The 394-nt window shown below is 46.7% G+C and carries 2 rRNA genes; both read left to right on the top strand.

From position 1 onward, the window contains the following. Positions 1 to 230, top strand: a 23S ribosomal RNA gene (locus ACEN4I_RS13520); the annotation flags it as partial. An 83-nt stretch (positions 231 to 313) separates the two neighbouring features. Continuing rightward, positions 314 to 394, top strand: a 5S ribosomal RNA gene (gene rrf / locus ACEN4I_RS13515); the annotation flags it as partial.

Here is a 394-nt window from a genome sequence, read left to right as displayed (position 1 = left end):
GATGGACACACCGCTGGTGTACCAGTTGTTCTGCCAAGAGCATCGCTGGGTAGCTATGTGTGGAAGGGATAAACGCTGAAAGCATCTAAGCGTGAAGCCCCCCTCAAGATGAGATTTCCCATCACGTAAGTGAGTAAGACCCCTGAAAGATGATCAGGTAGATAGGTTGGAAGTGGAAGTCTAGCGATAGATGGAGCGGACCAATACTAATCGGTCGAGGACTTAACCAAAGTTTTTAGGTGGATTCAAGGAATCTGAACAAATGGACATTAGACAAATCCAGTTTTGAGAGTACACTATTCTCACACATATGTGTGGTGACGATGGCAAGAAGGTCACACCTGTTCCCATGCCGAACACAGTAGTTAAGCTTCTTAGCGCCGAAGGTAGTGAG

The organism is Desemzia sp. FAM 23990 (assembly GCF_045528485.1).
In the GTDB taxonomy this organism is placed as follows: domain Bacteria; phylum Bacillota; class Bacilli; order Lactobacillales; family Carnobacteriaceae; genus Desemzia.
Note: the sequence above shows the minus strand (reverse complement) of the source record. Positions and strands in the feature narration are given on the sequence as shown.